Below are 22,023 nucleotides of genomic sequence, written 5' to 3'. Positions count from 1 at the left end.
CTTGCGGCCATGGGCGGCATCGCATTCCTCAAGGGGCACGGCACACAGAACGACTTCGTGCTGCTCCCCGACCCCGACGGCCGCCTGGACCTGACCGAGGCCAGGGTGGCAGCGCTGTGTGACCGGCAGCGCGGCCTTGGCGCGGACGGTGTCCTGCGCGTGGTGCGGTCGAAGGCACTCGGAGTGAGCTCCGAGGGCGAATGGTTCATGGACTACCGCAACGCCGACGGCTCGATCGCCGAGATGTGCGGCAACGGCGTCCGCGTCTTCGCGCGCTACCTGGTCGACGAAGGCCTGGTGACGGGCGACTTCATCGTCGGGACCCGTGCCGGTGACCGGCCGGTGCAGGTGCATCCGGACCGCAGCGTCACCGTCCAAATGGGACCGGCGACGATCATCGGCGCCTCGGTGACCATGGTCGCGGGCAGGCCGTTCTCCGGGGTCGCGGTGAACGTCGGCAACCCGCACCTGGTGTCCGTGGTCGACGACGACGTCGACACGCTCGACCTGCGTGACCAGCCGGACTTCGACCAGGACTTCTTCCCCGATGGCGTGAACCTCGAGTTCATCAACCCGCTCGGCGGCGACGTGCTCAAGATGCGCGTGCACGAGCGCGGCGTCGGCGAGACACGGGCCTGTGGCACCGGCACGGTCGCGGCCGTCGCCGCGCATCTGCACAACGCGGGCACCGACACCGGCGCGGCGACCGTCGAGATCCCCGGCGGCGTCGTCCAGGTGACCATCTCGAAGGGCGCTTCGACGCTGACCGGCCCCGCCGAGATCGTCGCCCGTGGCGAGCTGGACGAGAAGTGGTGGGCTAACGCGTAGCCGGTTCTGGCATGTCTCGCAGCTTGCGAAGCGGCGAGAAGACCATCCAGAGCACGCTCGCCCCTGAGAGCGCGGTGCCCACGATGACGGTCTCGCGGATTCCGACCACCTCACCCAGCGCACCGCCGATGAGCCCGCCGATCGGGTACATGCCCCACACGACGAACCGGATGCTCGCCGTCATGCGGCCGAGCAACCGGTCGGGGCAGACGGCCTGGCGGTAGCTGACATTCGCGACGTTGAAGACGACCAGGCCGTAGGAAAAGATCCCGTACCCGGCGGCCGCGAAGGCGATCCGCCAGCCCGGCATCGCCAGCGCGGCGAGCATCCCGCACGGCCAGGTGCACAGGGGAACCAGCCAGATCGCCCGCACCCGGCCGACGCGCCGGTTCACGAAGCCGGCGGTGACCGCGCCGAGCACCCCGAACGCCGAGCCGATCGCCAGCACCAGGCCGATCCCCGCGGCGGGCAGCCCGAGCGTGCGGCTGAAGAAGATCATCATCACCGCGAGGAAGATCCCGTTGCCGACACTGCCGGTCGCGGTCGAGATCGTGATGGCGCGCAGGTTCCGCTCGCGGAAGACGAACCGCAGTCCTTCGGTGATCTGGACGCGCAGCTTGGCCTTCTCGTGCGGCGCGGGCGCTGGTTCGGCGGTACGGATCCGCAGCAGGCACAGTGCCGAGCCCAGGAATCCGAGCCCGGTGGCCAAAACCGCGTTGGCCGCGCTCACCAGCTGGATCAGCACACCGCCGAGCCCCGGCCCGGCCACCTGCGCCACCGACATGCTCGCCTGCAGCTTGGAGTTGCCTTCGAGCAGGTGCTCGCGGCTGATCAGCGACGGCAGGTACGACTGGTACGCGACGTCGAAGAACAACGTGCCCGCGCCCGCCAGCAGCGCGACCACGATCAGCTGGGTGAGCGTCAGCACGCCCAGCCACCACGCGACCGGGACCGACAGCAGCAGCGCCGCTCGCGCGAAATCCGCGGCCAGCATCACCGGACGCCGTCGCAGCCGGTCGACCCACACTCCCGCCGGCAGGCCGAGCACGAGGAAAGCCGCCTGTTCGGCCGCGGTGAGCAGACCCATCTCGAACGGCGTCGCGGCGAGCGCGGTCACCGCCAGCAGCGGCAGGACGGTCACACCGACCTGCTGGCCGAGCTGGCTGATCGTGTCGCCCGCCCAGAGCCTGCGGAAGTCGGCGTGCCGTATCAAAGACATGATCGTCAGCTTGGCTTAACAAGCTCCGGAACGTCACGCAGTTTTCGAATAGGCGAGACGAGCAGCCAGAGCACCGCCGACGCCTGCACGGCCGCGCCGGCGACGAGCGCGCCCCGGACGCCGATCAGCTCGCCGAGCAGGCCACCCAGCAGCCCGCCGATCGGCTGGATCCCGTAGACGAGGAACCGGATGCTGGCGTTCATCCGGCCCAGCATCCCGTCCGGGCAGATCGACTGGCGGAAGCTGAGCTGCGCCACGTTGTAGACGACCACGCCGTACCCGAACAGCAGCAGCCCGAACGCCGCGAGCCCGAGCCGCCAGCCCGGCGCGGCGAACGGCAGCAGCTGACCGGGCAGGCTGACCAGCGAGACCAGCCAGATCGAGCGCACCTGCCCGATCCGCGCGATGCACCACCGCGCGGTGAGCGCACCCGCGACGGAGCCGACCCCGGAGACCGCCAGCAGCGCGCCGACGGCCGCCGGGGAAAGCCCGACCTCGCGGGTCAGGAACAGCACGGTCACCGCGCCGAGCATCAGGTTGCCGAGGTTCGCCGTGCCGGTCGCGCAGGTGATCGGCCGCAGCAGGGGATTGCCGAAGACGAACCGCAGCCCCTCGGTGATCCGCGGCCACAGTTTTGGGTCATCGTGGCGTACCGGTTCGGGCTCCACGGTCTTGATGCGGACCAGGCACAGCGCCGAGCAGAGAAAGCCGATCCCGGTGGTGAGCACCGCGTTCGCCGCGCCGGCCAGCTGGACGAGCGTGCCGCCCAGGCCCGGCCCGGCGACCTGCGCCACCGACAAGCTGGACTGCAGCTTGGAGTTGCCTTCGAGCAGGTGCTCACGGCCGACCAGTGACGGCAGGTAGGACTGATAGGCGAGGTCGAAGAACACCGTGCAAACGCCGGTGAGCAGCGCGACCACGACCAGCTGGCCGAGCGTGAGCACCCCTGCCCACCAGGCGATCGGCACCGAGATCAGCAGCGCGGCGCGCACGAAGTCGGCACGCAGCATGACCGGACGGCGGCGCCACCGGTCCACCCACACACCGGCCGGCAGGCCGATGACCAGGAACGCGGCGGTCTCGGCCGCGGTCAGCACGCCCATCTGGAACGGGGTCGCGGCGAGCACCGTGGCCGCGAGCAGCGGGATCGCCGTCTCGCCGATCTTCTGGCCGAACTGGCTGAGCGTGTCGCCGGCCCACAGCCTGCGGAAGTCGGCGTGCCGGAGCAAGGACATACGCCCAGCCTGGCCGAGTGATTGGAAACTGTCAATCACTCGGCGCTAGGCTCAGTCACGTGGTGAAGGAGCGGCGGCCGTCGACGGCGGCGGAGGCACACGCGCTGGCGTCCGGAATACGCCTGCGCATCATCCGGTTGACCCTTTCGGAGGCGCTGACCAACAAGGAACTCGCCGACCGGCTCGGCAAAGATCCGGCGACCACGCTGCATCACGTGCGCAAGCTCGTCGACACGGGTTTCCTCGAGCCGCAGCCGCCACGCAGGGGCGCGCGTGGCGCCAAAGAGATCCCGTACCTGTCGACAGGGCTTTTCCGTGACCTGTCGAACGCCGGCCGGAGCCAAGTCGGCGAGGCGATGCTCGAGGCTTACCTGGCCGAGATCGCCGAGCTCGATATCGCGGACGTCGACCAGGCCGCGGGCGTGCTCCTGCTCGGAAAAGCCCAGCAAGAAGAGCTGATGAGGCGGATGACGGAACTGGCCGAAGAGTTCCGCGAGCGGCCCCCGGACGAGGACGCCGAACCCGTGGCCGTCTACATCGCGACTTACCCGGCCAAGTAAATCGATTCGGCACCCGCGACGAATCGTGGGACAATTGAAGGACGATGACAGAACTGACACACGATGAGCTGACCAACACAGACATGCTCGACGGAGACCCCTCCATCGGCGAACTGGAGCTAGAGGATCGCGCCTCGCTCCGCCGCGTCGCGGGGTTGTCCACCGAACTCGCGGATGTCACCGAGGTCGAATACCGGCAACTGCGCCTGGAGCGCGTCGTGCTGGTCGGTGTGTGGACCGAGGGGACCCCCGCCCAATCCGAGGCTTCGCTCGCCGAACTGGCGCGCCTGGCCGAAACCGCGGGCTCCGAGGTGCTGGAGGGCCTCGTGCAGCGCCGCATGCGTCCCGACCCGGCGACCTACATCGGGTCGGGCAAGGTACGCGAACTCAGGGACATCGTGGTGGCGACCGGCGCCGACACGGTGATCTGCGACGGTGAGCTTTCCCCAAGCCAGCTGCGTCAGCTGGAGGAGAAGGTCAAGGTCAAGGTGATCGACAGGACCGCCCTGATCCTGGACATCTTCGCGCAGCACGCACGGTCGAAGGAAGGCAAGGCCCAGGTCGAACTGGCGCAGCTGCAGTACCTCATCCCGCGACTGCGCGGCTGGGGTGCGGCACTGTCCCGCCAGGGTAGTGGCGGCAACGGTGGGGTGGGTCTGCGTGGTCCCGGTGAGACGAAGCTGGAGACCGACCGCAGGCGCATCAACAAGCGGGTGTCGAAGCTGCGGCGCGAGATCGCCGCGATGGACACCATCCGCGAGACCAAGCGCGGGCGCCGCGTCGCCAACGAGGTGCCCAGCGTGGCCATCGTCGGCTACACCAACGCGGGCAAGTCCAGCCTGCTCAACGCGCTGACCGGCGCCGGTGTCCTGGTGGAGGACGCGCTGTTCGCCACCCTGGACCCGACGACGCGCCGCGCGGCGACGGCGGACGGCCGGACGTACACGCTGACCGACACCGTCGGTTTCGTGCGGCACCTGCCGCACCAGCTGGTCGACGCGTTCCGCTCGACGCTCGAGGAGGCCGCCAACGCGGACCTGCTCGTCCACGTCGTCGACGGTTCCGACCCGGCCCCGGAGGACCAGGTCAACGCGGTCCGCGAGGTGCTCAACGAGATCACCCGCCGCCGCACCGACCCGCTCCCGCCGGAACTGCTGGTGATCAACAAGGCGGACGCCGCCGACGAGCTCGCGCTCGCCAGGCTGCGCCACGTCATGCCGGGTTCGATCCAGATCTCCGCGCGCACCGGCACCGGTGTGCGGGAGCTGGTCGAGACGATCACGGACCGGCTGCCCCGGCCCGAGGTCGTCGTCGAGGTGGTCATCCCGTACGCGCGGGGTGAGCTCGTCTCGAAGACCCACGCCGACGGGGAGATCCTCGAAGAGGAGCACCTGCCCGACGGCACCAGGCTGCGCGCGAGGGTCCGCCCCGAGCTCGCCGCCGCGTTGCAGCAGTTCGTGACCGACGGCTCACGCGCCTAGCAGCGCTCCACGCCGGATCCTCGGTACCTTGGTCTCACGATGAAGGTACTGAGGATTCCGGTGTGCGCCGGATTGCTGCTGCTCACCGCCGTCCCGGCGCTCGCCGCCGACGTGCCGGCGCCCGAGACCGTCTGCACGGTCAAGGATTCCCGGCTCAACGAGCTCTCGGGGCTCGTGTCGGACGGCAAGCAGTGGTACGCGATCAACGACGGCGGCACCAAGATCCAGGTGTTCGTGCTCGGCCGGGACTGCGCGGTCAAGAAGGTGATCAGCAACCCGACCGATCCCTTCGACGTCGAGGACCTGGCCCGCGCGTCCGACGGCACGCTATGGCTGTCCGACACCGGCGACAACAAGAAAGCCCGCGAGACCGTCGCGCTGCACGCGGTGACGCCCGCGGGCAAGAGCACGCTCTACCGGCTCAGCTACCCGGACGGTCAGCACGACACCGAGGCGTTGCTGCTGGACAAGAAGGGCGTGCCTTATCTGATCACCAAGGACATCCTCGGTGAGGCCAAGATCTACCGGCCTTCGGGGGAGCTGCAAAGCCCTGGGCCGACTCCGCTGGAGAAGGTCGGGTCCCTGAAGATCCAGGCGACCGACACGCCGGGGAGCCCGGTCGGGTCTTTCGGGTCGGTGCTGGTCACGGGCGCCGCGTCCACTGTGGACGGCACGGTGATCGCCGTGCGCACCTACACGGACGCGTATCTCTACTCGGCGCCGGACGGCGATGTCGTCGCCGCGTTGAAACGGCAGCCGGTTCGGGTGCCGCTGCCGAACGAAAAGCAAGGCGAGGCGATCGCTTTCGAGCCTGACGGGACTTTGCTTTCGGGCAGCGAAGGTGTCGGCGAACCGATCCGCGCTGTGGCCGGAGCGGCTGGGCTCGTTACGCCGTCTTCGGCTTCATCCCCTGCGGGGGAGTCGTCCTCGGCTTCGGGCTCGCCGGACTCGTCGGGAGTGCCTGTGGGGCCTGCGATCGCCATCGCGGTGGCCGTTGCCGCCGGTGGGGTTTTCGGCGTGAGCAAGCTCCGCCGCCGCAGGTCTTGAAGGGCACGTGAGTGGTACGGCCGGTTCTAACCGGTCAAAACACTCACGACCCTGGCCTCCCGTGGCCACGTCGTGAGCGAGGGGTTCCCCTGCTGCACCCAACGCAGCAGGGGAACCCCTCGCTCAACCACGAAAAACCCTGTGCGAGTGGTACCTCTGCTCCGTTAGATGCAGCAAAGTCACCACTCGCGCCCGCCTGAGGCTGATCGCGCGGCGAGGGTGCCCCCTTTGGCTTTCCCCTCAAGAGAACCGTCGGCACGAGCCTTGATCGGTCAGAGGCGGCGCAGGACCGCGACGACCTTGCCGAGGATGGTGGCGTCGTCGCCGGGGATCGGCTCGTAGGCCTCGTTGTGCGGCATCAGCCAGATGTGGCCGTCCTTGCGCTTGAACGTCTTGACCGTGGCCTCGCCGTCGATCATCGCCGCCACGATCTCGCCGTTGTCCGCGGTCGGCTGCTGCCGGACCACGACCCAGTCGCCGTTCGTGATGGCCGCGTCGATCATCGAGTCACCGGTGACGCTCAGCAGGAACAGCTCGCCCTCGCCGACGATCTCGCGCGGCAGCGGGAAGACGTCCTCGATCGCCTGCTCGGCGAGCACCGGCCCACCGGCCGCGATCCGGCCGACCAGCGGCACGTACGCGGGCTTGGGCCCCGGCTGCACGTCCTCGTGCTGCTCGATCCCCATCGGGTTGTCGTCGTGCTGGGCCAGCACGCCGACCGCGCGCGGCCGGTTCGCGTCGCGGCGCAGGTAGCCCTTGCGCTGCAGCGCGCGCAGCTGGTGCGAGACCGACGACGTCGACGTCAGCCCGACGGCCTCCCCGATCTCGCGCACGCTCGGCGGGTACCCGAAACGGCTGACCCAGGCCCTGATCACTTCCAGCACCTGCTGCTGCCGAACGGTCAGGGTGTCGTCGACGTCGTAGACCTCGGGCAGGGAGTGCACCTTGCCCGCTTGCTTCTCCACCGCCCCGGCCTTCCTGTCGTCTGTCACTGCGTCGCCTCCCAGATGATCATCGCCGGCTTCCGCCGGACGCCGCCGAGTCTGTGCTGACCGGCGGTTTCGCACGCGGCCGCAGGCGGGAGCCCGGGCCGCGGATGTCCTGTCGACGACGTTAGCCCGCGCGGTAAAAGATATCAAACATCTGTTCGAGCGACACGCCGTGCCGTGCTCGATTTTGTCGGGGGTAGGTGGTAGACATTCGCCCAGGCGTTCGATAGAACGAGTGTTCGATCATGGTGGCACACCAGCCACGACGCCGGGCAGTGGGACTGCGAGGAGGTTCCGAGATGTCGATTCTCGTGGGTGAAGGACTGATCCGCTCCGTGGCGCGCAGGCCGGTCGCGGCGCCGGAACGGGTCGCGCCACCGAGGCTTCGGGTGCGCAGGCTCGGCGAGACGCGCCGCCCGCCGACGCGGGCCAGGGTCGTGGCGGGCCGCAAGGCGGGCGCCGTCGCCCCGTGCGCGCCGCGCCGGATCGCGGTGCGGTGGCCGTGGCTGGTCGCGCTGGCCGTCGCGGCCGGGCTCGGGGTAACCGGTTTGGGTGTACTTGCGAACGGGGTTTCGCCGTCCGCGGTGCCCGAGCAGACCGCCACCGTGTCGGTCGCACCCGGCGAAACACTGTCGGACATCGCCGCCCGGTTCGCGCCAGGCAGCGAGACCGGCGCGGTCGTCGACCGCATCAAGCAGCTCAACGACCTGCAAGACGCCGCGATCGTGCCGGGACTCCCGCTCACGGTCCCCGTCGCGCGAGGCGTCGAGCCCGCCAGGCCATGACCGCCCGCGCACCCTCCGCGGCGAGCGCGGAACGCGCCGTGTCGCCCGATCGTGGCGGTTGCGCGCCGTTCGGCCCCGATCTACTGTGCACCGCTATATCTAGTAGTTACACGGCTGTAGTTGGTCCACAAGTTGGGGTAGAATCGGCAGCGGTTGTCCACAGCTCGTCGGTGTTCACCCACCGGATATCCACAGAAGCATCCCCAGGGGCCGGTGCGCACGGCGCCATCCCCACCGGACACAATGTGGGTGTTCCCGGTGCTTCCGGCGACGACCGGCATGGAGGGGAAGGTGATCGGCGGATGAGGTGCCCGTTCTGCCGTCATGCGGACTCCCGGGTCGTCGACTCGCGTGAGGTGGATGAGGGACAGGCCATCCGGCGTCGGCGCTCCTGCGCCGAGTGCGGCCGGAGGTTCACCACGTCGGAGACGATGGTGCTCGCCGTCGTCAAGCGGTCCGGCGTCACCGAGCAGTTCAGCAGGGACAAGGTCGTCCGCGGTGTGCGCCGCGCCTGCCAGGGCAGGCCGGTCGACGACGACGCGTTGCAGCAGCTGGCACAGCGGGTGGAGGAGTCGATCCGCTCCGCCGGGCTCGCGGAGATCCCGAGCCATGAGGTCGGCCTCGCCATCCTCGGCCCGCTCCGTGAACTGGACGGGGTCGCGTACCTCCGGTTCGCCAGCGTCTACCGCTCCTTCTCCTCGGTAGAGGACTTCGAGAAGGAGATCTCGGACCTTCGCCAGGCGATGGCAGGTTCGGCACAGCCGAACGACGGCGAAAAAAACGCGGGCGGCGACTGAGCAGGTCGTTTCACGCCGCGCGGGGAGCGAGGAAACCCATGACCGAAATTGTGGGTGCCGGAGCCAAGCCCGGCAAGGAACAGGGCAAGCGCGGGCTCAAGGTCCAGCGCGTGTTCACCACCGAAGGCGTGCATCCCTACGACGACGTGACCTGGGAAAGCCGCGACGTCGTCATGACCAACTGGCGCGACGGCACCGTCAACTTCGAGCAGCGCGGCGTCGAGTTCCCCGACTTCTGGTCGGTCAACGCCACCAACATCGTCACCAGCAAGTACTTCCGCGGCGCCGTCGGCACCCCCCAGCGCGAGAAGAGCCTCAAACAGCTCATCGACAGGGTCGTCAAGACCTACGTCGAGGCGGGCACCGAGCACGGCTACTTCACCACCGCCGCCGACGCCGAGCTCTTCGAACACGAGCTCACCTGGATGCTGCTGCACCAGGTCTTCAGCTTCAACTCCCCGGTCTGGTTCAACGTCGGAACCGCCTCGAAGCAGCAAGTCTCGGCGTGCCAGCCGTATGACGCGCTGGTCACCACCCCCGCAGGCTCGATCCCCATTGGACGGCTCGTCGAGCAGGACGCGGTCGGCACCAAGGTGTTCGACGCCCATGGACTCACCTCCGTGGTCGCCACCAAGGCCAATGGCGTCAAAGAGGTTCTCCGCATCATGACCAAGTCGGGTCACGCGCTCGACGTGACAGCCGACCACCTCGTCTGGCTGGCGACCGGCGTTGACTCGGGACGTTTCGTTCCCGCGGGCGAACTGCGAGTGAATGACAAGCTCGTATGGCACAGGTCGGTGTCCTTCGGTGAACGCGAAATCGATCAGCGTGAGATCGCCGAGGCCGCGCTGGCAGGCTGGCTGCAGTCCGACGGATTCGTCGGTCAGTATCAGGGCACGAATCGATCGCTGACGATCGAGGCTATGACGGTCAACGACGCCGAGCTGTCCTGGGTGACCGAGGCGCTGGACCAGGTGTTCCCCGATGTCCACCGGCATGAGCGCGCGGTGGAGACCCAGGACACGAAGCTGGATTGCCGTCGTACCCGGCTCTACGGGAACGCGCTCGAACCATTCGTGAGCCGCTGGGGGCTGCGCGCTCGTGGCTGCGACATGGAAGTTCCGGAGTTCCTGCACACCGCTCCGCTGCCCGTGGTCAGGGCGTACCTGCGCAGCATCTTCCAGGCCGAGGGTTACGTGTCGCGGCGGGAACGGTCCACTTTGGTCGCGCTCGACATGATCGGTGAACGGCTGGTCCGCGGTCTGCAGGCGTTGCTGGCCCGCTTCGGCATCTTCGCGCGTGTGGGGCACAAGACCGATCCTCGACCCGACCGCCACGACCTGTGGGGCATCCGCATTCAGAACGCCGGGGAGCGGCGGATCTTCGCCGACTCGATCGGATTCATCGATCCGGTGAAGGCAGGGAAGCTGGAGGCTTCCTTCGAAATCCCCGGCCGATCCGCGCTCGATGCCAAGCGCCTGGAGATCGCGAGCATCGAGAGTCGCGGCGAGATGCCGGTTTACGACATCCAAACGGAGTCAGGGGAGTATCTGTCCTCGAACCTCCGCGTCCACAACTGCTTCATCCTCGCCGTGGACGACACGATGGAGTCCATTCTCAACTGGTACCGCGAAGAGGGACTGATCTTCAAGGGAGGCTCCGGAGCGGGCCTCAACCTCTCCCGCATCCGCTCCTCCCGTGAGCTGCTGACCTCCGGCGGCACCGCGTCGGGCCCGGTCTCGTTCATGCGCGGCGCCGACGCCTCGGCGGGCACCATCAAGTCCGGCGGAGCCACCCGCCGCGCCGCCAAGATGGTCGTGCTCGACGTCGACCACCCCGACATCGAAGAGTTCATCCAGACCAAGGCCCGCGAAGAGAAGAAGATCAAGGTACTGCGCGACGCGGGCTTCGACATGGACCTCAGCGGCGCGGACATCTCCTCGGTCCAGTACCAGAACGCCAACAACTCGGTCCGCGTCTCGGACGAGTTCATGCGCGCCGTCGAGTCCGGCGACGGCTTCGGCCTCCGCGCCCGCCTGACCAACGAGGTCATCGACACCGTCGACGCCCGCCAGATCTTCCGCTCGATGACCACCGCCGCCTGGGAATGCGCCGACCCCGGCATCCAATACGACGGCACGATCAATGATTGGCACACCTGCCCCGAATCAGGTCGTATCACCGCATCTAACCCATGTTCCGAATATCTACATTTGGACAATTCAAGTTGTAATCTCGCCTCGCTCAACTTGTTGAAGTTCGTCAATTCTGACGGCACTTTCGATGCGCCGTTGTTCGTGAAGGCCGTGGAATTCGTCATCACGGCGATGGACATTTCCATCTGCTTCGCGGACTTCCCGACCGAGTCGATCGGCGACATCACCCGCAAGTTCCGTCAGCTCGGCATCGGCTACGCGAACCTCGGCGCCCTCCTGATGGCGCTCGGCCACGCCTACGATTCCGACGGCGGCCGCGCGCTCGCCGCCTCGATCACCTCGCTGATGACCGGCGTTTCCTACCGCCGCTCGGCGGAACTCGCCGGGGTCGTCGGACCCTACGACGGCTACGCCCGCAACGCCGAGCCGCACCAGCGCGTCATGCGCAAGCACGCCGCCGCCAACGACGAGATCCGTACCCTCCACGCCAACGATGCCGCGGTCCGCTCACTCGCCACCGAAGAATGGAAACGCGGAATAGAAATCGGCGCACAAAATGGCTGGCGCAATTCGCAGGCCAGTGTATTGGCTCCGACTGGCACAATTGGTTTCATGCTCGATTGTGACACCACGGGAATCGAGCCCGACTTTTCCTTGGTGAAGTTCAAGAAGCTGGTCGGCGGCGGTTCGATGCAGATCGTGAACCAGACCGTTCCCCGTGCGTTGACCGCTCTCGGTTACCCGGATGAGCAGGTCGAGGCGATCATCGAATACGTCGCGCAGAACGGCCATGTCGTCGACGCGCCGGGGCTCCGGCCCGAGCACTACGAGGTGTTCGACTGCGCGGTCGGCGAGCGCTCGATCAAGCCGATGGGCCATGTCCGCATGATGGCCGCGGTCCAGCCGTTCCTGTCCGGCGCGATCTCCAAGACCGTCAACATGCCCGAGTCGGCGACGGTCGAAGAGGTCGAGGAGATCTACTTCCAAGGCTGGAAGCTCGGCCTCAAGGCGCTCGCCATCTACCGCGACAACTGCAAGGTCGGCCAGCCGCTCTCCACCGGCAAGAAGGACAAGCAAGAAGAACAGCCCGCCGTCGAGTTCCGCCCGGTGCGCAAGCGCCTGCCGAAACGCCGCCCCAGCCAGACGGTGTCCTTCACCGTCGGGGGCGCCGAGGGTTACCTCCACGCGGGGTCGTATCCGGACGACGGTCTTGGCGAGATCTTCATCAAGCTCGGCAAGCAGGGGTCCACTTTGGCCGGTGTGATGGACGCGTTCTCGATGTCCATTTCAGTCGGGCTTCAATACGGGATCCCGCTGGAGTTCTACATCTCGAAGTTCTCCAACCTCCGCTTCGAGCCGGCGGGCATGACCGATGATCCGGACATCCGCATCGCCACCAGCGTCCTCGACTACCTGTTCCGCCGCCTCGCCCTGGACTTCCTGCCCTACGAGAAACGCGCCCAGCTCGGCATCTTCACGGCCGACGAGCGCACGGCCCAGGTCGAAACCGACTACGGAACACCCACCGCCGACGGCGTGGACCTCGAGGAGTTGCGCACGAGCGTCGAGTCGACCCGGCCACGCCCGATCGAGGAGACCGCGCACAGCACGGCCGAGCTGATGGAACTGCACCTCGGCAAGGCGGCCGACGCGCCCTTGTGCATGACCTGCGGGACCAAGATGCGTCCGGCCGGTTCGTGCTACGCCTGCGAAGGGTGCGGGGCGACTTCCGGCTGCAGCTGACCTGGGGTCGTGAGCGTTGCGGGCGGTTAGAACCGCCCGCAACGCTCACGACCTGGCCGGTCAAATCGGGTGGCGAAACCGGGCGACTGTGGCAGGATCGCGGCCGATGTCCTTGATGCAGAAATCGCTCGACGGGCTTTCCGTCGGAGACGCTTTGGGCGCCCAGTTCTTCGTGCCGGGCCGATCTCTTCCCGAACTTCAAGCAGGCAGGCCGCCTGCCGCTCCCTGGCCGTGGACCGATGACACCGAGATGGCCTGCACGCTCGTGGCCGAACTACGCGATCACGGCGAGATAGATCGCGACAGGCTGGCGCGCGGGTTCGCTGATCGGTGCGAGCCGTATCGCGGTTATGGGCCGGGCGCGGTCGTGATCCTGCACGCGATCCGCGACGGCGTCCCGTGGCGCGAGGCGGCAGGGGCCGCGTTCCAGGGGCAGGGGTCGTGCGGCAATGGCGCCGCCATGCGAGTCGCGCCGCTTGGCGCGTACTTCGCGGATGATCTGGAAACCCTTGTGGAACAAGCGAAGCTGTCGGCCGAGGTGACGCACCTGCATCCCGAGGGCGTCGCGGGCGCGGTGGCCGTCGCGCTCGCGGCGGCTCAAGCGGGTTTCGGTGAGATCCTGCGTCGGCTGGACGACGGTGAGGTCAAGCAAGGCGTAGCGCGGGCGGCGAGTCTCGCCGAATGTTCAGTTGCCGAGGCGGCTTATGAACTCGGCAACGGCGCTCGGGCGATGGCGCAGGACACGGTGCCGTTCGCGTTGTGGGTGGCCGCGCGCAACGCGAACGACTATCCGGCCGCGATCACCGCTTGTGTGGAAGCCGGGGGTGATGTCGACACGACCGGCGCGATCGTTGGCGGGATCGTCGCCGCGGGCGGGGCTGCGATCCCCGAGGAGTGGTTGCGCCGTCGTGAGGCTTTGCCCGGGTGGTGAGGCATTCGCCGGGTGCATGGCGGGCATGCGTAATCGTCGCTGGTGAGCGATGCGGGGCCGCGCCAGGATTCGGGTATGCGTTTTGGATTGTTCGGTATCAACAACGGCGCGCTCGCCACGAATCCCGCCGACGCCGTGAGGGTGGCGGTGGCCGCGGAACAGGCCGGGTGGGAGAGCTTGTGGGCGAGCGAGCACTACGTCCTTCCCGATCCGCCCGTTCCGGAAGCGCCGCTGCCGCCCGACGCGCCGATCTTGGATCCGTTCGTCGCGCTCTCGAATGTCGCGGCCCACACGAGCAGCATCTTGCTGGGCACCGGGGTTCTCGTCTTGCCCTTGCACACTCCGCTGGTGCTGGCCAAGAAGGTCGCTTCGCTCGACCGGGTTTCGGGTGGCCGGCTTCAGCTGGGGGTTGGAGTCGGCTACCTGGAACCCGAGTTCCGGGCGCTGGGCACTTCGCTGGCGGAGCGTGGGGAGCGGACGGTCGAATGCCTCGATGCCATGGCGGCCGTCTGGGGTGATCGGGATTTCAAGGGACGGCACGTCGAGTTCGCGCAGGTGCGGGCCGAGCCGAAACCGGTGCAGGATCCGGTTCCGGTGCACTTCGGTGGGCAGGTCGCCGCGTCGTTTCGACGGGCTGTGACGCGGGGGACGGGGTGGTATGGATGGTCGCTCGATGTTGAGGCGGCGGGGAAGTTCATCGCGGAGCTGGGGAGATTCGAGCGGCCGCAAGGGCTGGCGCCGTTGGAGATCTCCGTGACGCCTCCGCCGCGGAGCCGGATCGACCGGGCGGCCGTCGACGCGTATGCCGAGTTGGGGGTGACCAGGCTGGTGCTGGTGCCGCAGTGGTCCGAAGTGGACTCGGTGCTCGAATTCGTGGATGACGTGGCGGCGTTGTTTTAGCGCTCTGCTGCCGGGTAAGGCTTTCGTCGCTTATCGGCGGAAGGTCACCTCGCCCGTGGGCGAGGTGACCTTCCGCGAGTTCACGCGCGGGAGAACTCCATGATCCAGTTCGTTTCCCAGGTCTGTTCGCCGTCGATCGAGAAGGCCTGATCCCAGCGCGGACTGTCCCCGGTCGCCCAGGTATAGCGGACGCGGACGGGGCGGCCGTCGTGCTCGTCGTCGCCGTAGAAGAGGCCGACTCCGTCGTCGAACCCGCCGTGCACCGGGGGCTGGAGGAGGCCGGTGCGGCTGTTGGCCCAGTAGATCGACCATTGGCCGGTCTCCGGGGCGAACAGGCGCAGCGTCATGCCGGTGAAACCCTTGGTGGGGAAGGAGATCTCGTCGAAGTTGCCCGCGCCGTCGAACACGGTGTGGCAGGTCGACGTGGCGGGGAACTCGTCCCATTCGTCGCTGCCGGTCAGTGGTTTGACGAGCCGCCGGTTGACGACGGTCCAAGTGCCGAGGAAGAAGTCGAAGTCGTTCACGCCGGTGATCATGGACCCGCTTCACTGACAACCTATGTCAGTGAAGACGCCAAATCTCGCAACGTCGAGGCGATGCGGTCCGGGCTGATGCCGAGTTGCTCGGTCTGGAAACGGAACACCTCGGGCGCGAGCGGGGCGAGGAGGACGTCGGTCAGCGTGTCCGGGTCCGGTTTGCCCGCCGCGACGAGCAATGCGCGTACGTGGGCCCGCCAGAATCCGTACGCGCCGGTGGCGAACCGCGACTGGCCGACTTCGCTGCCGAGCACGAGATGGCCGTGCGTGCGCAGCAACTCGATCATTTCCGTGTAGAACGCGGCCAGCCGTTCCGCGGGCGGCGCGCCGGGGCCGAGTGGGGGCTCGCCGCGCATCAGCTTCTCTTGCAGCACACGCTCGTGTTCGTCGAGCAGGGCGATGGCGATGGACGCGCGGTCGGGGTAACGCCGGTAGAGCGTGCCGCGGCCGACGCCCGCCGCCTTCGCGATGTCGTCCATGGTCACTTCGGACGCGTCGCGCTCGGCGAAGAGGACCGCGGCCGCGGCGAGCACCTTGGCCCGGTTCTTGGCCGCGTCGGCCCGTTCCGCTGACGGCATGCCTGGATCTTAGGAATAACTGGACGCGATGTCCACTTGAAGCTACCGTCAGGGTAACTGGACACGACGTCCACTTCTGGGAGGAATCGCGATGACCCACTTGCTGCACCTCGACTCCAGCGCGCGCCGAGCCTCGTTCTCGCGTGAGCTCGGGCAGCGTCTCGTGAAGGGCTGGAGCGGTGGCTATACCTACCGTGACCTGGCCAAAGACCCGGTCCCGCCGATCGGCGAGGCGTGGACCGAGATCTGTGACCGGCTGCTGGCCGAGGGCATCACCGACCCCGCGCGCTACGTCGACGCCGTCCGCACACCGGAACAGCGGGAGGCCTGGCGGATCATCCAGCCGCTGCTCGACGAGTTCCTCGCGGCGGACGTGGTGCTGTTCGGCGCGCCCATGTACAACTTCTCGATCCCGGCCGCGCTGAAGGCGTGGATCGACCAGGTGACGTTCCCGAAGATGTCGTTGCGTGGCAAGGCTTTCGTGGTCGTCGGCGCGCGCGGCGGGTCGTATCGGCCCGGTACGCCTCGCGCGCCGTTCGACCATCATGAGCGCTATCTGCGTGACTTCTTCGCCGGGCACTACGACGTCGAGGACGTCACGTTCCTCAACGCCGAGCTCACCAACGCGCTCGTCGACCCGAAGCTCGCAAGCCTCGAGGCCGCGCGCCAAGCCTCTTACGAAGCGGCGCGCGACCTCGCCGACGAATGGGCGCGGTGATGGGCTGGCTCGTGCTCGTCGCGGCCGGGCTGGTCGAAATCGCTTGGTCGCAGAGCATCAAACCGACCGAGAACTTCACCAGGCCGCTGCCGACCGTGCTGTGTGTCGTCCTCGGTGTCGCCGCCGTGTACCTGCTTTCGCGCGCGATGGACACCGTGCCGGTGGGCACCGCCTACGCGGTGTTCACCGGCATCGGCGCCGTCGGCGCGATCGTGCTCGGCGTGGTGGTCAACAAGGACCCGCTGGGCGCCGGGCGGATTCTCGCGCTGAGCCTGATCGTCGGCGGGATCGTGCTCGCGAAGGTCACTTCGTGAGCCGCTCCCACAGGAATTCGAAGACCAGCGCCCATTTGAACGCGAGCTGCTCGTTGTCGGCCGCGCCGCCGTGGCCGCCTTCGATGTTCTCGTAATACCTGACGTCGTAACCCTGTTCGTTCATCTTCGCGAACATCTTCCGCGCGTGCCCGGGATGCACCCGGTCGTCACGGGTCGAGGTGACGAACAGGGTCGGCGGATAGTTTTGTCCACTTTGGACGTTCTGGTACGGCGAGTACTTCGAGATGTACTCCCATTCGGACTCTTCGTCGGGGTCGCCGTACTCCGCCATCCACGACGCGCCCGCCAGCAGCTTGTGGTAGCGCTTCATGTCCAGCAGCGGGACCTGGCTGACGATCGCGCCGAACAGCTCGGGGTAGCGGGTGAGCATGACGCCCATCAGCAGCCCGCCGTTGCTGCCGCCCTGGATGCCGAGTTGCGCGGCCGTGGTGATGCCGCGCGAGACCAGGTCGGCGGCGACGGCCGCGAAGTCCTCGTACACCTTGTAGCGGTTGGCCTTGATGACCTGGGTGTGCCAGTCCGGCCCGTATTCGCCGCCGCCGCGGATGTTCGCGGACACGTACGTGCCGCCGCGTGCGAGCCAGCCGCGGCCGGTCACGCCGCTGTACGCGGGCAGGATCGCGGCCTCGAAACCGCCGTAGCCGGTCAGCAGCGTCGGCCCGCCCTCCACACCACGCGGGCGGACCACGAAGTACGGGATCCGCGTGCCGTCCGCCGACGTCGCGAAATGCTGCTCGACCGTCATGCCCTCGGCGTCGAACCGCGCCGGCGACTGCTTGAGCACCTCGATCTCCTCGCCGACCCGGCCGTAGCTCAAGGTCGCCGGCGTGAGGAAACCGCTGATGTTGAGCAGGTACTCGTCGCTGGCGTCCGGGTCGGTGTCGAGGATCTCCGCCGTGCTGAACGTCGGCGCGCCCGCGAGCGGCTGCGAATCCCAGCCGCCGTCACGCGGCGTCAGCACCCGCAGCTCGGTCTTGACGTCGGAAAGCGTTGCCAGCAAAAGGTGATTGCGGGTCCATGCGTGGTATTCGAGCGACGTGTGCGCGTCCGGTTCGAACAGCACGGTGAAATTCCGGTCGCCCGCGCGAAACGCCTCGAACTCGATGGCCAGCAACGCGCCAGCCGGATGGTCGGCGCCGCCGACGCTCCACGGCGAGCGGGTGCGCACGAGCAGCCACTGGCGGTAGATCGACGTCTTCGCGTCCTCCGGGACGTCGATGCGCTCCAGCGTCCCTTCCGGCGTGCGCAGGTAACGCTCCGCCCGGTAGAAGGTGATGCTGCGGTGCACGAAATCGCGCTGATAACCCTCGGTCGGGTCGTGGTAGCCGGTCACCGACACGTCGTCCGGCTTGCCCTCGAACACCGTCTCCGCCTCGGTCAGCGGGGTGCCGCGGCGCCAGACCTTGGTGATCCGCGGATACCCGGAGCTGGTCAGCGAGCCCTCGCCGAAGTCGGTGCCCACGTAGATCCGGTCTTCGTCGATCCAGCCGACGCTGCTCTTCGCCTCGGGCAGCTCGAACCCGCCGTCGACGAACGCGCGCGCCTCGAGGTCGAACTCGCGGACCACGGTCGCGTCCGCGCCGCCGCGCGACAGCTCGAGGAGGGCGAGCCGGTAGTCGGGACGCAGCACGGTCGCGCCCTGCCAGACCCAGTTCTCGCCCTCGGCCTCGCCGAGCGCGTCGACGTCGAGCAGCAGCTCCCAGCCGGGCTTGTCCTTGCGGTACTCCTCGAGCGTGGTGCGCCGCCACAGCCCGCGCGGGTGGCTCGCGTCCTGCCAGAAGTTGTAGAGGAACTCGCCGCGCCTGCGCACGTACGGAATGCGGTCGTCGGCGTCGAGCGCTTCGCGGATCTCGTCACGCATCGCGGCGAAGCGCGCGCCTCCCGTGAGCTCCGCGGTCGTCACCGCGTTGTGCTCGCGCACCCAGTCCAGGGCCTGGTCGCCGCTCACGTCTTCCAACCACAGGTACGGGTCCTCTTCGTTCATTCCCCTAGTCTGTCAGGACGGCGTTCCCTTTTCGTGATCGTGGTCGAATCGGGCAATCCGTATGCTTGACTTTCGACGCCGGAGTCGGGGGACATAGCGGCGTGTCATTGTCACGGGGGAGTAATGAGTCTTTCGGGGAACGACCCTGCCGAGGGAGCCCGGCCGGAACCACCGCCGATGGTGGTCGCCGAGCTGCCTCGCAGTACCTATGCGCCACTGGTGTCGGACGACTACCTGGCGTGGGCGCCGCCCGCGTACCCGCAGCCGCAGCGTGGCGGGCTCAAGACCGGTTCGCGCGTCATCATCGGGTTGTTCGCCGCCGCGCTGGTGTTCGTCGCGGGCGCCGTCGTCGTCGACGCGTCACGCACGGTGAGCGGGCACGCGCTGCCCGCGCCCAACGCGGAGTCCGAGCTCGCGAAGAACCAGACGGGGGAGAAGCCGGGCGCGAAGGTCGGCAAGGTGCTCGAGACCGACAAGAACCCGATTCTCGGCGCGGGCATCGCGCTGACGAAGGTCACCTGCACGCTGCCGCAGATCAGCAAGAACGACGCCGAGCTGCTCGCCTTCTACAAGGCCGCGCTCGTCTGCCTCGAGCAGGCGTGGAAACCGGTGCTCGACCAGGTCAACGAGCCGCACATGAACGTCAACCTGGAGATCGAGCTGCCCGAGTCGAGCCGCTGCGGCGAGGCGCCGGACAGCAAGAAGGCCATGGCCTACTACTGCCCCGGCGACCTCACCATCTACCTGCCGCGCGAGTGGATGCTCAGCGCCGTCGGCACCAACAAGGGCGCCCACCTCGCGACGCTCGCGCACGAGTACGGCCACCACGTGCAGCACGAGAGCGGCATGCTGGCCGCGATCAGCGACCAGATGGTCACCAAGGACGAGTCGAGCCCCGAGGACCAGCAGCGTGTCCGCCGCATCGAGCTGCAGGCGAACTGCTTCGGCGCGCTGTTCATCGCGGCCGCCGCCGGGCGCGGCGGCATTTCGACGGCGACCGCCAACTCGGCGGTCGCCGACTATGGCAACACCGGCAACAGCGAGACCCACGGAAGCCGGGTCAACCAGGGCAACTGGGCGAACACCGGGTACCGGGAGAAGACGACCGCTTCGTGCAACACCTGGTCGGCCCCGGCGAGCGCGGTCAGCTGACCCAGGCGGGGTCGCGGCCGAGCAGGCCGAGGAACCGGTCCAGGTCCGAGGCGGCGGGCGGAGTCGGCACGACCGGCGCGAAGCTGCCGCCGGGCTCGCGGTCCGTGGGGATGTTCTCGACGAACCGCAGTGCTTCCGCGAGCGCTTCGGCGTCGGGTTCGTAGGGCAGGCCGAGTGCGCGCGCGATGTCCCAGCCGTGCGCGACCGAGTCGACCAGATGCATCCGCAGCGCGATCGCGGCGGGGAAGTCTCCGAACTCGCGGATAGTCATGGTCGGGGCCGTGCCCTCGTCGAACGCGGTGAGCGCGTCCTCGGCCGAGCGGCTGTAGGCCGCGAAGGCGTCGTCGCCGAGCGTGCCGCCGTCCCAGTCGGGCGCGGACCCCTCGCGCGCGGCGGTGGCGAAGGCGTGGTTTTCGCTGATCTGGTGGCGGAGCAGCTCGGCGAGGTCCCAGCCGGCGCACGGGGTGGGGCGGCCGAGGTCCGCCTCGGTGGCGCCGGCGAGGAGCTTGTCGATGATCCCGAGTGAGCGGCGATCCAGGTCCCGGATATCCATGGCTTCGACGCTAGTGCCGGAGATCGGCCCAGCAGAGAGCCAAAAACGGGTCGATCGGACTGGGCCAATCTACGATGGGCCGGTGGACATCCACATCGAGTTCGCACCGGGCCGCGGGCGGCGCGACGAGATCTACCGGCAGCTGCGCGCCGCCATCCTCGACGGCAGGCTGCGTGCGGGCGACCCGCTGCCGCCGACCAGGGAATTGGCCCGGCGCGTCGAGGTCTCCCGCAACACGGTCAGCGCCGCATACGACCGGCTGACCGCCGAAGGTTTCCTCGACGCGCACGTCGGATCCGGCACCTTCGTCCGCGACGGCGCCGGGCGAGCGGACCGGCCGGCGCCCGGCTTGCCGTCGCCGCTGCGGCCGGTCGAGATCTGGGACGCCATGCCCAACGCGCCGCGCAGTTTCGTGACCACGGCGGAGTTCGACTTCCGCGCCGGCGTTCCCGATCTGCGCCGGTTCCCGTTCGACACCTGGCGGCGGCTCGTGGCGAACCAGCTGCGCGAGTCCGCCGCGGACGTCCTCACCTACGGCGACCCGCAGGGGCATCCCGGGCTGCGCGCGGCGATCGCCCGGCAGATCGGGCTTTCGCGTGGTGTCCGCGCCGAGCCGGACGACGTGCTCGTGACCGGTGGCGCGCAGCAGGCGATCGACCTGGTGGCGCGCGTGCTGCTGCGCCCGGGCGAGCACGCCGCCGTCGAAGACCCCGGCTACCCGCCGCCCCGGCTGCTGTTCCAGACGCTCGGCGCGCGGGTGCACGGCGTGCCGGTCGACGACGAGGGACTGGTCGTCGACGCGATTCCGCCCGGGTGCCGCCTGGTCTACGTGACGCCGTCGCACCAGTATCCGATCGGCACGGCGATGTCGTTGCGGCGGCGGCTCGCGCTGCTCGACTGGGGCGGGCGCAACGACGCCGCGATCATCGAAGACGACTACGACACCGAGTTCCGCTATGCCGGGCGTCCGCTGGAACCGTTGCACAGCCTCGATTCCGCCAACCGGGTGCTCTATGTCGGGTCGTTCTCGAAGGTGCTCGCGCCCGGGCTGCGGCTCGGTTTCCTGGTCGCGCCGCCGTCGCTGCGCGTGGCGCTCACCAAGGCCAAGTCGCTGGCCGACTGGCAGACCGCGAACCCGATCCAGGCCGCGCTCGCGCAGTTCATGGACGAGGGCGGGTTCGCGCGGCACGTCCGCGCGAGCCGGCGCGAGTACGAGGCGCGCCACGATCTCGTCCGCCGCGTGCTCGAGCGGGACTTCGCGGGCCTGCTCACCCCGATCCCGTCTTCGGCGGGCTTGCACGTCAGCGCGTTCGCGTCCGCCGACATGCGCCCGGTGGTGAAGGCCGCGCGGAAGGCCGGGATCCGGCTGTACTCACTGGAGGACTTCACGGCCCGAAAAGCAGAGGTCCGCGGACTCGTGTTCGGTTACGGCGCGATTCCGCTGGACCGCATCGAACCAGGACTGCGCCTGCTGAGGAGGGTGCTCTGACCTCGGT

General features: G+C 68.4%; 20 protein-coding genes. 13 read left to right on the top strand and 7 right to left on the bottom strand.

The features are described 5' to 3' along the window. The first annotated feature begins 9 nt into the window (after nt 1–9). Nucleotides 10–828, top strand: a complete 819-nt coding sequence (gene dapF, locus BLV57_RS33920) for a diaminopimelate epimerase (RefSeq protein WP_091296240.1) — start codon at nt 10–12, stop codon at nt 826–828. On the opposite strand, the gene BLV57_RS33915 is transcribed toward dapF, so the two are convergent. Both BLV57_RS33915 and BLV57_RS33910 read right to left on the bottom strand, forming a co-directional pair. Then, entirely contained in the window at nt 818–2,047 is a 1,230-nt protein-coding gene (locus BLV57_RS33915) for an MFS transporter (protein WP_091296238.1), read from the bottom strand. The two genes, dapF and BLV57_RS33915, sit on opposite strands and share 11 nt — an antisense overlap. A 5-nt stretch (nt 2,048–2,052) precedes the next feature. Beyond that, a complete protein-coding gene (locus BLV57_RS33910) occupies nt 2,053–3,282 on the bottom strand; it encodes an MFS transporter (protein ID WP_091296237.1) in 1,230 nt (409 codons plus the stop codon). A gap of 59 nt (nt 3,283–3,341) precedes the next feature. Between BLV57_RS33910 and BLV57_RS33905 the strand changes: the two genes are divergently transcribed. Genes BLV57_RS33905 through BLV57_RS33895 form a run of 3 tightly spaced genes read left to right on the top strand, consistent with a single transcriptional unit; the run spans nt 3,342 to nt 6,370 of the window. Next, nucleotides 3,342–3,842: a helix-turn-helix domain-containing protein gene (locus BLV57_RS33905; protein WP_091296235.1), complete on the top strand. Its 501-nt coding sequence runs from the start codon at nt 3,342–3,344 to the stop codon at nt 3,840–3,842. A gap of 44 nt (nt 3,843–3,886) precedes the next feature. Continuing rightward, nucleotides 3,887–5,323, top strand: a complete 1,437-nt coding sequence (hflX, locus tag BLV57_RS33900; protein WP_091296234.1) for a GTPase HflX — start codon at nt 3,887–3,889, stop codon at nt 5,321–5,323. 39 nt (nt 5,324–5,362) lie between these two features. Beyond that, a complete protein-coding gene (locus BLV57_RS33895) occupies nt 5,363–6,370 on the top strand; it encodes an SdiA-regulated/phytase-like domain-containing protein (protein ID WP_091296232.1) in 1,008 nt (335 codons plus the stop codon). A 272-nt stretch (nt 6,371–6,642) separates the two neighbouring features. Here the strand turns inward: BLV57_RS33895 and lexA are convergent, their stop codons facing one another. Then, nucleotides 6,643–7,362: a transcriptional repressor LexA gene (lexA, locus tag BLV57_RS33890; RefSeq protein ID WP_091296231.1), complete on the bottom strand. Its 720-nt coding sequence runs from the start codon at nt 7,360–7,362 to the stop codon at nt 6,643–6,645. A gap of 296 nt (nt 7,363–7,658) precedes the next feature. Here lexA and BLV57_RS33885 point away from each other — a divergent pair, with 296 nt between their 5' ends. From BLV57_RS33885 to BLV57_RS33865, 5 genes are all read left to right on the top strand, one after another. Next, nucleotides 7,659–8,144, top strand: a complete 486-nt coding sequence (locus tag BLV57_RS33885) for a LysM peptidoglycan-binding domain-containing protein (RefSeq protein WP_091296229.1) — start codon at nt 7,659–7,661, stop codon at nt 8,142–8,144. A gap of 302 nt (nt 8,145–8,446) precedes the next feature. Next, a complete protein-coding gene (nrdR, locus tag BLV57_RS33880) occupies nt 8,447–8,941 on the top strand; it encodes a transcriptional regulator NrdR (RefSeq protein ID WP_091296227.1) in 495 nt (164 codons plus the stop codon). A gap of 38 nt (nt 8,942–8,979) precedes the next feature. Further along, nucleotides 8,980–12,840, top strand: coding sequence for a vitamin B12-dependent ribonucleotide reductase (locus BLV57_RS33875; RefSeq protein WP_091296226.1), 3,861 nt, complete (start codon nt 8,980–8,982; stop codon nt 12,838–12,840). 106 nt (nt 12,841–12,946) lie between these two features. After that, on the top strand, nt 12,947–13,771 hold the full coding sequence (locus tag BLV57_RS33870) for an ADP-ribosylglycohydrolase family protein (RefSeq protein ID WP_091296224.1): 825 nt from the start codon (nt 12,947–12,949) through the stop codon (nt 13,769–13,771). 75 nt (nt 13,772–13,846) lie between these two features. Further along, nucleotides 13,847–14,671: a TIGR03619 family F420-dependent LLM class oxidoreductase gene (locus BLV57_RS33865; protein WP_091296223.1), complete on the top strand. Its 825-nt coding sequence runs from the start codon at nt 13,847–13,849 to the stop codon at nt 14,669–14,671. Nucleotides 14,672–14,751: 80 nt separating this feature from the next. On the opposite strand, the gene BLV57_RS33860 is transcribed toward BLV57_RS33865, so the two are convergent. Beyond that, a complete protein-coding gene (locus BLV57_RS33860) occupies nt 14,752–15,195 on the bottom strand; it encodes a hypothetical protein (RefSeq protein WP_091296793.1) in 444 nt (147 codons plus the stop codon). Between the two features lie 32 nt (nt 15,196–15,227). Then, nucleotides 15,228–15,785 (bottom strand): TetR/AcrR family transcriptional regulator, encoded by a 558-nt coding sequence (locus tag BLV57_RS33855; RefSeq protein WP_091296221.1) that lies wholly within the window; start codon nt 15,783–15,785, stop codon nt 15,228–15,230. A gap of 91 nt (nt 15,786–15,876) precedes the next feature. On the opposite strand from BLV57_RS33855, the gene BLV57_RS33850 reads away from it, so the two are divergent. Further along, nucleotides 15,877–16,503 carry an FMN-dependent NADH-azoreductase gene (locus BLV57_RS33850; RefSeq protein ID WP_091296219.1) on the top strand — a complete coding sequence of 209 codons (627 nt, stop codon included), beginning with the start codon at nt 15,877–15,879 and terminating at the stop codon, nt 16,501–16,503. Continuing rightward, on the top strand, nt 16,503–16,817 hold the full coding sequence (locus tag BLV57_RS33845; protein WP_091296790.1) for a DMT family transporter: 315 nt from the start codon (nt 16,503–16,505) through the stop codon (nt 16,815–16,817). Before BLV57_RS33850 ends, BLV57_RS33845 begins: the two co-directional genes overlap by 1 nt. Here BLV57_RS33845 and BLV57_RS33840 read toward each other — a convergent pair. After that, nucleotides 16,807–18,822, bottom strand: a complete 2,016-nt coding sequence (locus BLV57_RS33840; protein ID WP_091296217.1) for a prolyl oligopeptidase family serine peptidase — start codon at nt 18,820–18,822, stop codon at nt 16,807–16,809. The two genes, BLV57_RS33845 and BLV57_RS33840, sit on opposite strands and share 11 nt — an antisense overlap. A gap of 123 nt (nt 18,823–18,945) precedes the next feature. Here BLV57_RS33840 and BLV57_RS33835 point away from each other — a divergent pair, with 123 nt between their 5' ends. Further along, nucleotides 18,946–19,974 (top strand): neutral zinc metallopeptidase, encoded by a 1,029-nt coding sequence (locus BLV57_RS33835; RefSeq protein WP_245757628.1) that lies wholly within the window; start codon nt 18,946–18,948, stop codon nt 19,972–19,974. On the opposite strand, the gene BLV57_RS33830 is transcribed toward BLV57_RS33835, so the two are convergent. Next, nucleotides 19,967–20,527 carry a TIGR03086 family metal-binding protein gene (locus BLV57_RS33830; RefSeq protein WP_091296214.1) on the bottom strand — a complete coding sequence of 187 codons (561 nt, stop codon included), beginning with the start codon at nt 20,525–20,527 and terminating at the stop codon, nt 19,967–19,969. The genes BLV57_RS33835 and BLV57_RS33830 overlap by 8 nt on opposite strands. An 82-nt stretch (nt 20,528–20,609) precedes the next feature. Here BLV57_RS33830 and pdxR point away from each other — a divergent pair, with 82 nt between their 5' ends. Beyond that, complete coding sequence (gene pdxR / locus BLV57_RS33825; RefSeq protein WP_091296212.1) at nt 20,610–22,016, top strand: MocR-like pyridoxine biosynthesis transcription factor PdxR; 1,407 nt, start codon at nt 20,610–20,612, stop codon at nt 22,014–22,016. Nucleotides 22,017–22,023 lie beyond the last annotated feature (7 nt).

This window comes from Amycolatopsis xylanica, assembly GCF_900107045.1.
In the GTDB taxonomy this organism is placed as follows: domain Bacteria; phylum Actinomycetota; class Actinomycetes; order Mycobacteriales; family Pseudonocardiaceae; genus Amycolatopsis; species Amycolatopsis xylanica.
Note: the sequence above shows the minus strand (reverse complement) of the source record. Positions and strands in the feature narration are given on the sequence as shown.